General features: G+C 69.2%; 10 protein-coding genes and 1 pseudogene. 6 read left to right on the top strand and 5 right to left on the bottom strand.

Annotation, left to right across the window (positions count from 1 at the left end; translation table 11 throughout):
* From DM816_RS36695 to DM816_RS43180, 6 genes and pseudogenes are all read left to right on the top strand, one after another.
* A pseudogene (locus DM816_RS36695) lies at positions 1–425 on the top strand (hypothetical protein); the annotation flags it as partial.
* Between the two features lie 13 nt (positions 426–438).
* Complete coding sequence (locus DM816_RS36690) at positions 439–1,008, top strand: hypothetical protein (protein WP_117215110.1); 570 nt, start codon at positions 439–441, stop codon at positions 1,006–1,008.
* Positions 1,009–1,226: 218 nt separating this feature from the next.
* Positions 1,227–3,038 carry an FG-GAP-like repeat-containing protein gene (locus DM816_RS36685; protein WP_162908198.1) on the top strand — a complete coding sequence of 604 codons (1,812 nt, stop codon included), beginning with the start codon at positions 1,227–1,229 and terminating at the stop codon, positions 3,036–3,038.
* Positions 3,039–3,120: 82 nt separating this feature from the next.
* Complete coding sequence (locus DM816_RS36680) at positions 3,121–4,368, top strand: aminotransferase-like domain-containing protein (RefSeq protein ID WP_162908197.1); 1,248 nt, start codon at positions 3,121–3,123, stop codon at positions 4,366–4,368.
* A complete protein-coding gene (locus DM816_RS36675) occupies positions 4,365–5,150 on the top strand; it encodes a hypothetical protein (protein WP_162908196.1) in 786 nt (261 codons plus the stop codon). Before DM816_RS36680 ends, DM816_RS36675 begins: the two co-directional genes overlap by 4 nt.
* A 135-nt stretch (positions 5,151–5,285) precedes the next feature.
* Entirely contained in the window at positions 5,286–5,489 is a 204-nt protein-coding gene (locus DM816_RS43180) for a hypothetical protein (protein ID WP_162908195.1), read from the top strand.
* Positions 5,490–5,493: 4 nt separating this feature from the next.
* On the opposite strand, the gene DM816_RS36665 is transcribed toward DM816_RS43180, so the two are convergent.
* The 5 genes from DM816_RS36665 to DM816_RS36645 form a co-directional block, all read right to left on the bottom strand.
* Positions 5,494–6,204 carry an ABC transporter permease subunit gene (locus tag DM816_RS36665; RefSeq protein ID WP_117215111.1) on the bottom strand — a complete coding sequence of 237 codons (711 nt, stop codon included), beginning with the start codon at positions 6,202–6,204 and terminating at the stop codon, positions 5,494–5,496.
* 11 nt (positions 6,205–6,215) lie between these two features.
* Entirely contained in the window at positions 6,216–7,127 is a 912-nt protein-coding gene (locus DM816_RS36660) for an ABC transporter ATP-binding protein (RefSeq protein WP_117215105.1), read from the bottom strand.
* Positions 7,124–7,960, bottom strand: a complete 837-nt coding sequence (locus DM816_RS36655) for an ABC transporter permease (protein WP_117215104.1) — start codon at positions 7,958–7,960, stop codon at positions 7,124–7,126. The genes DM816_RS36660 and DM816_RS36655 overlap by 4 nt, the downstream gene beginning before the upstream one ends.
* Positions 7,950–8,882: an ABC transporter ATP-binding protein gene (locus DM816_RS36650; RefSeq protein WP_117215103.1), complete on the bottom strand. Its 933-nt coding sequence runs from the start codon at positions 8,880–8,882 to the stop codon at positions 7,950–7,952. Before DM816_RS36650 ends, DM816_RS36655 begins: the two co-directional genes overlap by 11 nt.
* 213 nt (positions 8,883–9,095) lie before the next feature.
* Positions 9,096–9,859, bottom strand: a 764-nt coding sequence (locus DM816_RS36645; RefSeq protein ID WP_483964169.1) for an FAD-binding oxidoreductase, incomplete at its 5' end; no start/stop codon positions are given.

Raw genomic sequence — 9,859 nt, 5'->3', positions numbered from 1 at the left:
CCACCCTGCCGAGCGTCCAGCCCGAGCAGCCGCCGTCAGCCCTGCCCACCGCGGCCCTGCCCAGCGCACCGCCGCCGACCACGGCCCGCCCCGGCACGACCACGCCCGCGCGCTCGCCCGAGACGGCTGCGACGCTGGCCACACACCAGGGGTTGGACGTCGACTCCGGCCGGCTGAGCGACGGACCGGCGCTGATCAGCACCGAGTTCGACGTCGTAGCGGTCTCGGGCGGGATGCGCGCCGGAGACACCGAGAAACGGCTGAGCAAGGGCTGCACCGAAACGCCGGACCGCACCGTGACGGGCCTGTCCGCCGGGAGCATCCTGTGCGTGTTCTCGACCAAGGGCACGTGGTACCGGCTGGCGATCACCGCCGTGCGCTCGAACGGCTATACCTTCACCTACCGCGTGCTCCACACCGGCTGAGTAAGATCGCGGCATGTCCCATCTGGCGCAGGGCTTCGGGGTCAAGCTCAAGTGGCTGGCCGTACCCGACACCGACGCGTCGCTCCTGGCCAAGGCGTTGCAGGTCGGTCCGCTCACGCCCGGCGCCTGGGCGGACGCCGTCGCCAACGCCTACGGCAACGGCTGGCTGTTCACGCCGCCGATCGACGGCTGGACCCTGGTCGCGTCCACCAGGCTGGGCCCGCCGATCGGGCAGCCGGCGTTTGTCCAGTGGCTCGGCGGTTTGAGCGGGCGGATCGCCAACCCGGTGTACTACTTCTGCACACACCGGGTGGTGGAGCTGCACGGATGGGCGGCCGCGGCCGAGGGCCAGGTCGCCCGCGTCTACGCCTATCTCGGCGAGCGTGATGAGGTCCTGGTCGACATCGGCGAGACCGCCGAGGAGGAGCTCGACCTGCGCCACCTCCACGACGACGGCCCCGACGCCTGGCGGCCCGACGAGGAGGCGGTCTTCGAGCTCGCGGGCGCCTGGACCATCGACCCCCGCGACCTCGACGGCGTCGAGACCGCGACCCTGCCGTGGACGGTCAAACCTGCCGGGTGACCCTCTCGACCCGCGGCTTGCGCAACGCCCCGGTCGCGGTGACGCCCGAACACCTCGCGGGTCGCCTATCCGTCGCTGCGTTTGACCACTTTCGTTCTTGGCGACTCCCGGCGCAGCGCATCACAAGCGCGACGGCACCCACGACCCAAGACTTCAGCTCTGCGCCATGGGTGGTGGCTGTGGCATGATGGCGGCCGATCTTAATGTTATGGTCGTCGATGAAGGGAACCACGGCAATGAAGCTGGCCGCTGCCCTGACAACGATTCTCGGAGTTTTCAGCCCCGTAAGCGCACATGCTGTCGCCGCGCCCGGTGTGGCCGCCACGGTGGTGGTGGGCACCAAGGCCGAGCTGTTGGCGGCGCTTGCCGGTGCGGCACCGGGCGACACGGTGTTCGTGCGAGGAACGGCATCAATCGATCTCACGGGAGAGAAGCGGATTCTCATCCCGGCCGGTGTGACGCTGGCCAGTGACCGTGGGCAGGCCGGGTCGCCGGGTGCGCTGCTCTACAACACCGAGCTTGACCTCGGGCAGTCTGAGACATGGGCCCAGTTCGCGGTGCGCGGCGCCGGGGTGCGTGTCACCGGGCTGCGGCTGCGCGGTCCCGATCAGCAGATCCGCGACAACGCCTACCAGTATGACAACTCGCGCGGAGTGGAGGCCGTCGGCGCGTCGGACCTGCTGGTGGACAACAACGAGCTGTTCGGCTGGTCGCACGCGGCCGTGTATCTGGGCGACACCATCGAGGGCCGGGTGCGCGCCAACTATGTCCACCACAACCGCCGCACCGGGCTCGGCTACGGCGTCGTTCTGGTCAACCACACCAGCGCGGTGATCGAGGACAACACGTTCACCCAGAACCGCCACGCCATCGCGGGCAACGGCCTGCGCACCTCCCGCTATGACGCTCGCTTCAACCTGGTCACCGACAACGCGCTGTCGCACGGGTTCGACATGCACGGCGAAGACGAGGCGCTCGGCAACGGCGCGCCCTACGCCGGCGACGTCATACACATCAAGCACAACAGCTTCCGGTCCAACGCCCAGACCGCGGTCGTCATCCGCGGGCGGCCGCAGACGGGCGCGTGGGTGTCGGGCAACTGCTTCGCCCACAGCACCTCCGGCACGGCCGTGCAGCAGAGGCTCTTTACCGGCAACCTGTTCATCGGCTCCAACACCTACGGCACCACGACGGGGGCGTGCCACCAGACCGGGCGCCGCATCGCGTGGCGGTTCTCCTCCGGCGGGGCCGCCGGCTGGGCACCGCTCGCGCACTACACATTCGACGTGTCGGAGGTCGGGTTCGGCGACTTCGACGGCGATGGCCGCACCGACGTGTTCCGCGCGACCGGCGCGCGCTGGTACTACTCCCCCGGCGGCACGGGCGCGTTCGTCCCGCTGGCCGCGTCGTCGGCCCGCGTGTCGGGGCTGCGCTTCGGCGACTTCGACGGTGACGGCCGCACCGACGTGTTCACCACCGCCAACGGCCAGTGGCAGTTCTCGTCCGGCGGGCTGTCGAGCTGGCAGCCGCTCGCCACATCCGGTGATGCTCTGACCTCGCTGCGCTTCGGCGACTTCGACGGCGACGGCCGCACCGACGTGTTCCGCACGAGCGGCGGCCGGTGGTACTACTCGGCGGCGGGCAGCTCCAGCTGGATCCCGCTGGCGAACTCCGGCCTGGCCATCACCGATCTCGGGTTCGGCGACTTCGACGGCGACGGCCGCACCGACGTCTTCAGCAACTATGACGGGCAGTGGCGGTACTCGCCGGGTGGCGCGGGCAGCTGGCAGACGCTGGCCTCGTCCGGTGACGCCGTCTCGTCCATGCGGTTCGGCGACTTCGACGCAGACGGGCGCACCGACGTGTTCACCACCGCCAACGGGCAGTGGCGCTACTCGTCCGGCGGCCGGACGAGCTGGATCGCGCTCGCCACCAGCGGTTGCCCGCTGGCGAGTCTGCACGTGTCCGAGAAGGGTGACTTCAACGGCGACGGCCGCACCGACGTGTTCGACGGGCGGTGCGGAGGCTGATCACCAGATCCACTCACCGTCGAATATGGGCCCTGACCGGCCCACAACACCTCCACAACACGCGCGCCCTACAAACGAGGGCATGCGTTACCGCGAGGTCCTCACGTTCCCGATAACATTGCGACGGGATGCCACCCAGCCGTTGCACGAGCAGATCGCCGACCAGATAGCGGCGGCGATCGACTCGGGCGCGATCCGGCCGGGCGCCCGCATCCCGTCCACCCGAACCTTGGCCGAGCTGCTCGGCGTGTCCCGTGGAGTGGCTTCGGAGTCCTTCGAAGACCTGTTTTCGAGGGGGTACCTTGAGAGCCGTCCAGGGTCCGGGACCTTCGTGCGCCGGGCCGGACCCAACGCCGATCCCGCCGCACCGGCAGAAAGACCCCAACCGGCCCGGCTCGACCTGCGCCCGGGTCTGCTGTGCGGTGAAGCGTTCCCGATCCGGGCGTGGCGGGCGGCGTGGCGGCAGGCGAGCTATCACGTGCCGAGCGGCGAGGCGCCACCCCCGCGCGGGCTGGAGCCGCTGCGCGACGCGATCACCGAGCACCTCAACCGGACGCGTGGCATCAGCACGGCCGCACACGAGGTCGTGGTCACGACCGGTACCCAAATAGGACTGTCATTGATCATCGAGGCGCTCGGTGCGCGGATCGCGATGGAGCGGCCGATCAGCCCGGCCCTGCTGCGCGCGGACGCGTGCCCGATTCCCGTTGCGGTGCGCGAACTAACGCCCGATGTCGGGGCGATCGTGTGCTGCCCCGACGGCAACCGTCCACTGGGGACAGCCATGTCCCTGTTGCGCCGCAATCAGATGTACGACTGGGCGCGTTCGCGTGGCGGCGTGGTCGTCGAGGTCGCACGCGACGCGGTGCCGCGCCCACGCCCGGTGCCGCTCGACCCGTACACGATAATCGTCGGCGGCTTCGGCGAGTTGCTGACGCCCACCCTCAAACTGGGCTACGCCTTGGTGCCCAAGGGTTTCGCGCCGTGCCTGGCGGCGGGTGCCGCCGCCCGCGGGGCGCAGCCGCCGGAGCTCACCCAGCTCGCCGTCACGCACCTGCTCACCACCGGTGTGCTCGCCCGTCAGACGCGCCGGCTGGGCGAGCTTTACGCGGGCAAGCTCGCCATCGTCCGGGACGTGTTGGGAGACCTGGTCATCGCGGCGGAGCCCGGCGCGGCCCTGCTCCGCACGAGCGCCGCCGGACTGCCGATCCGGTGCCGGACGCTGGACGAATTCGGTGTCGCCGATCCGACTCCGGTGGTCGGGTTTGGACATCTTCCCGACAAGGCCCTGCGCGCGGGGCTCGAACACCTGCTAAGGAGTCTTCCATGAATCGCATGCTGCTCGCCTCGCTCGCCATCGTGTCGACCGCGGTTGCGCCGCTGACCGTCCCGGCTCCCGCGATCGCCGCCGACCCGGAGTGCCGCTATGTCATGCCGCCCGCGCCTCCGCCGCCCATCCAGTTCGACGACCAGCTCGTCCAGATTGGACCGATCGGCGGGCGTAACGAGGGCACGACGCGAAGCCTTGGCGTGCAACAGCCTCACTGGTCGGTGATGGCGATCCGGCCACTCGCCGGAGCAGACTACGACTTGCTCGTCTACGACTGCCCGGATGAGAGGGTCGTGGGTGCGAGCTTCCAGGAGGCGGGTCTGGTGGACTTCGTCGCGCTGGACGGCAACCGGGCCTGGTCGTCGACCACGACCGAAAAACAGTTGTATGCCAAGATGTTCCGCAAACGCTCCAGTGTGCACGGCACGTTCAACGCCGAATACTCGACCGGTGGCAAGCCGCTGGCCACCGGGACGTCGCAAACCCTTGCGCTGCGCGGCACTCCGGCGGTCGTGCGGGACGTGTTCGTGGCGGCCGGGACGACCGCGACGATCCGGCTGGGCGTGCTGAGTGGGAGCGCCGACCTGTTCCTCGTCGACTCGTCCGCCGACAAGACCACGTGGGGACGCACCCGCGCGCAAGCGGTTGCCTCGTCGGCCAACCCGGGTTCGGCCGACGAGTCCATCGTCATCTCCGTGCCCGCCGGTGTGCCGTCACGGACCTACGGTCTCGTGATCGTCAACAACGCGGACTATGGAGAATATTATTTGGTACGGTCATAGCCGCGCATTCCCATCGATGCGATGACGCCGCTCCGGGCCGATGGTCTTCTCCGGCCGCATCGCCGCCTTCATCAGCAGTGGCAGCAAATCGGCAACAGCCCCCGAGCGACCGGCCCGGGGGCTTTGGCCTGGTTGATGCGGTCCAACACTGCCGTGCTCTCCGACCTCACCCGCCGGATCGTGCGGGAACGCGACGACAGCGGCGATGACCGGGTGCGCCATTGGCACTACACGGGCCTGGACTACATGGGCTGCCACTGGCACCCGTCCGTGCGCGATCACCAGGTCATCGCCGAGCAGCTCGACGAGCTCATCGCGTCGCTGCCGCTGCGTTGGTGAGCTGTCAGCTGGTCTCGCCCGCGACCGAGAACAGGCGCAGCCGGTTGATGGCCAGCCACGTGCCCACCACCGTGAAGACCGCAGACATTGTCACCGCCACCCCCATTGATACGGTACCGGTGACAAGCTCCGTGGCGGCCCAGCGATCGGCGAGCGAGACCACATATTGTTGCACCGAAAGCACTTTCGTCCCCGAGACGAAGTTTCCCAGCAACCCCTCCCAGATCATCACGTACATCAGCCCGATCAGCACGGGCCGCCGCGTCAACAGGCTCAGCAGCAAAAACAGCGCGCTGTAGGCGAGTGCCCCGACCGCGCTCGCCGCCGCGAACGCCAGCCCGAACCGCACGCCGTCGACGATCGTGCCCGCGACGAACATCGCCGCGGCCACCACGGCCCCCGACACTCCAAACGCGACGGCCAGTTTGGACAGCACGATTTTCCAGCGCGGGATGGGCTTGGTGAGAATGTGCACGATGGTGCCGTCGTCGATTTCGGACCCGAGCACAGCCGTGCCGACGATGAGCGCGATGACCGGCAGCACGACCGCGACTCCGATGCCGACGAGCACCGGGCCGGCCAGATCGGCGGACTGTCCGATGGCCCAGCCGAGCCCCGCCATCCCGACGAGAATCACGGGCAATGGCAGAAGCAACAAGAACCTGCGCCGGCCGAACAATCCCCGCGCGGTGATCCAGGCGATGGTGGTGTTCATCATGGGGCTCCCTACGCCGTGACCAGATAGGAGAAGACGCTTTCGAGCGACTCGTCGGACGGGATGAGCCGGCGGACCCGGATCCCCTGCGACAGCGCGATTCTGGGCAACTCACGGGTGAAGCTGCCGTAGTCGCCCGCGTGCACGGTCAGGCCCTCCTTGCCCAGCCCGACCCCCGCCACCGAGGGCAGGCCCATGAGCGCGACCGCCAGCCGACGGTCGTCATTGGACTGGATGGCGAACACGTGCGGGCGGTGCGTCATCAGTCGCCGGATCGTGCGGAAGTCGCCACTGGCGGCGAGCCGGCCCGCCACGATCACCTGCACGGTGCCGGAGACCTGCTCCACCTCCTCCAGGATGTGCGAGCTGAACAGGACCGTGCGCCCCTGCTCGCCCAGGTCGTGCAGCAGCGACATCATGTGCATGCGCTGCCTCGGGTCCATGCCGTTGAACGGCTCGTCGAGCAGGAGCACGGCCGGGTCGTGCACGAGCGCGGCCGCGACCCGCACGCGTTGGCGCATGCCCTTGGAGTAGGTGCTCAGCCGGCGATCCTGCGCCTCGGTCATCTCGACCAGTTCCAAGGCGCGCTTGGCCTGGGCGCGCGGATCGGCCAGCCCGTGCAGCTTGGCGCTGGCATGCACGAACTCCCAGCCGGTCAGGAAACCGTGCGCCGCCTCGCGCTCGCTGACCAGGCCCAGCCGACGATAGATTTCCGGCTGACCCCAGGTGGGTACCGCATCAAGGGTCACAGAACCCCGTGAAGGCGCAAGGAATCCGGCCATCATGTGAAGCAGGGTGGTCTTTCCCGCGCCGTTCGGGCCCAGCAGACCGGTCACCCCCGGGCCGAGGCTCATCGTGATGTCGTTGACGGCCACGACATTGCCGTACCAGCGGGACACGCCGGTCAGGTCCAAAGTGGTCATAGCGAGACCTTCCGGTAGCGCAGGAGCAGAAGCAGCGCGCACGCCAGGGGAAGCAGCACCCCGACCGCGCCATAGAGCGGGCCGAACCCGCCGATTTCCAGCTCGCCCGTGTGGAACACCCACGTGCGGATGCCCTCGGGCAGCATGACGGGGCTGCCCAGCGGCGCGAGTTGCTCGACCGTCCCTTCACCGACCTCCATCAGCACCCCGACCACCGGCAGCGTCACAAGGAACACGGCCGCGATGGCTCCCGCCGCGATGGCGCGGCGACTCGCAATCGACGCGATGAGAAGCGCGAGCGCGCTGAAGATGACGGCGTAGAAGGCGGCGACCGCGTACCCACTCAACAGGCCACGAACGTCGGTCCAAACGTCCCCACCGCCGAAGGCGCCCGCGGCGAAAATCAGGGTCAGCGGGCCGGCGAGGATCAGCCACACCGCGCACGTCAGCGACGCGAGCTTGGCCAGGGCATAGTCGCGGCGGTGGATCGGGCGCGAGAAGTACAGCGGCAATGTCTTGTTACGCAGATCGCGCGACACCAGCTCCGGGGCGACCACCGCCAGGAAGACCAGGATCAGGACGCTGGCCACCTGCGGCAGGTCCTGGTAGCTGACCTCCTCGCCCTGCGCCGCGGCCACCGCGAAAATCAGGGCGATCACGCCGATCAGGCCGGCCACGGTCCACGGGAAGATTTTGGCCTTGGCGCTGCGGCCCAGGCCGAACGCGGCGCGCAGCCCGTGAACGAACAGCGAGCGGGTCGCGTAGGCGCGGCCGAGCCTGGGCCCGGTGTAGCGCTGATACCCGATGTCGTGGATGACACTCTCAGCCGGCATTGACGGCCTCCTTGGTCGCGAACAGTTCGGCCACCCGGTGACGGCGCTGATCCAGGCGGTGCAAGGGCAAATCGAGTTCCGCCACGGTACGCAGCACGACATCGTAGGTGTCCTCATCGGACAGTGAGACGAGCACCGCGCGGCCCTCGCGGCGCACGCCCAAGCCCAGATCGCCCAGGGCCTTCGCCAAATCGTCGGTGCCCTCGCCCACCTCGATCGCGAGCACGTCCAGGCCCGTCGTCATCGACTCGATCCGGTCGGCGCGCAGCAGCCGCCCGGCGTCGAGCGCGACGAGGGAGTCGCAGATCCGCTCGACCTCACCCAGCAGGTGCGAGCACACCACCACCGAGATGCCGAACTCGTCGCCGATCCGGTGGATCAGGGCAAGCATCGCCTCGCGGCCGGCCGGGTCCAGGCCGTTGGTCGGCTCGTCGAGCAGGAGCAGATCGGGGTCGTGCACCAGCGCCTGGGCCAGCTTGACGCGCTGCTTCATGCCCGTCGAATAGCCGCCTATCTGCCGGTATCGCTCCTCGTACAGCCCGACGTGGCGCAGCGCCTCGGACGCCCGCTCGCGGGCGATCGTGCGGGGCAGGCCGCTCATCCGCCCCATATGGGTCACGAACTCGGCGGCGATCATGTCGGGCGGCAGGCAGTCGTGCTCGGGCATGTAGCCCACCCGCGACCGCACCTCATCCCCGGACGTCATCGGGTCCAGGCCGAGCACCTGCACCGTGCCGCTGGTCGGGCCCAGCAGGCCCAGCAAAATTTTGATCATCGTCGACTTGCCGGCACCGTTCGCGCCGACCAGGCCGATGACGCCCGGTTCGACGTCGAGCGTCAGGTCGGCCAGCGCGGTCACCCCGGGCTTGCCCGGATACACCTTGGTCAGCGACCGCGTCGCGATGATCCCGGCCGGCCGCATCACCTCGCTATTGATTGCCACGCGCACACGCTATGCCCTGCAGACCACTACTTGTGATCGGGCAGAACCCTGGTTTCACCCCGACCTCGGGTCGATTGGTTTGCCGGGTGGCGCTGGGGTGGTCCTCGCAGTCCCCGTTTGAGGCAGATTTGCACACGCGCACAAATGGACGAGACCCCCGCAGTGGCGGGGGTCTCGCAGTAGCGCCTGGCGTCAGACCGGGTAATTGCTGCGGAACACGCCGTGCGGGTCGCGCGCACGCTTGAGGTAGCGCAGGCGGGAGAGGTCCGCAGTGGACAGTGCGGCCGCGGCGGACTCGCCCGCTGCGAGGCCGGTGAATGGCTTGCGCCCGGTCACCAAGTCGCCAAGCGCGGCCGTCATCGCATCCATGCGGGCTCGCACCGCGCCCGCCACCTCCGGGCTCGTCGGCACGCCGAACATGTACAGGTAGAACTCCTCGGCGAACCGCTCGCGCAGCGCGCCGCCCAGGTGGCGCAGCTGCGTGCCGAACAGCGGCCCCAGCGGCTCGGTCAGCGCACCACTCTGCCCCCTGGCGAGCGCCCCGCCCCGCTGCGGATGCGGCTCGCCCAGCCCGGTCAGCAGCTCGGAGCGGGTAAGCCCCTGGCTGGGGTCGGTCGGCTCGCCCATGATGCCGCCCAGCGCCGCCGCCTCAAGCACGGCACGTGTGTCGGCGATCGGGCCGTCGAGTTTTTCGAAGGGGCGCAACAGCTCCTGCGCCTCGCCCGCTTCGCCCAGGTAGGTGGTGCTGATTGCCACCATGGGCGGCGCGCCCGGGAAGTTCATCATGTCGAACCACACGGTCAGCTCGTCGGGCGCGGACGCGGTCACCTCGCGATAGACGTCGAGCACGGCCGCCGCCCGGTCGACCGGCCACAACACGCGCCCGCCGTAAAGCGAGGGCGCCGGGTGCAGGTCGAACTCGAGCGCGGTCACGATGGCGTAGTCACCCCCGCCCC

Origin of the sequence: Allorhizocola rhizosphaerae, from assembly GCF_003426775.1 — a bacterium.
GTDB lineage: Bacteria > Actinomycetota > Actinomycetes > Mycobacteriales > Micromonosporaceae > Allorhizocola > Allorhizocola rhizosphaerae.
The sequence above is the reverse complement of the archived record's forward strand: the minus strand, read 5'-3'. Positions and strand labels throughout refer to the sequence as shown.

What these genes read in the sequence shown, in the direction of transcription:
- DM816_RS43180 (WP_162908195.1), top strand. Translation starts at nt 5,286, where the DNA reads ATGCGGTCCAACACTGCCGTGCTCTCCGACCTCACCCGCCGGATCGTG.
- DM816_RS36655 (WP_117215104.1), bottom strand. Translation starts at nt 7,960, where the DNA reads ATGCCGGCTGAGAGTGTCATCCACGACATCGGGTATCAGCGCTACACC.
- DM816_RS36660 (WP_117215105.1), bottom strand. Translation starts at nt 7,127, where the DNA reads ATGACCACTTTGGACCTGACCGGCGTGTCCCGCTGGTACGGCAATGTC.
- DM816_RS36690 (WP_117215110.1), top strand. Translation starts at nt 439, where the DNA reads ATGTCCCATCTGGCGCAGGGCTTCGGGGTCAAGCTCAAGTGGCTGGCC.
- DM816_RS36675 (WP_162908196.1), top strand. Translation starts at nt 4,365, where the DNA reads ATGAATCGCATGCTGCTCGCCTCGCTCGCCATCGTGTCGACCGCGGTT.
- DM816_RS36685 (WP_162908198.1), top strand. Translation starts at nt 1,227, where the DNA reads ATGAAGGGAACCACGGCAATGAAGCTGGCCGCTGCCCTGACAACGATT.
- DM816_RS36680 (WP_162908197.1), top strand. Translation starts at nt 3,121, where the DNA reads ATGCGTTACCGCGAGGTCCTCACGTTCCCGATAACATTGCGACGGGAT.
- DM816_RS36650 (WP_117215103.1), bottom strand. Translation starts at nt 8,882, where the DNA reads ATGCGGCCGGCCGGGATCATCGCGACGCGGTCGCTGACCAAGGTGTAT.
- DM816_RS36665 (WP_117215111.1), bottom strand. Translation starts at nt 6,204, where the DNA reads ATGAACACCACCATCGCCTGGATCACCGCGCGGGGATTGTTCGGCCGG.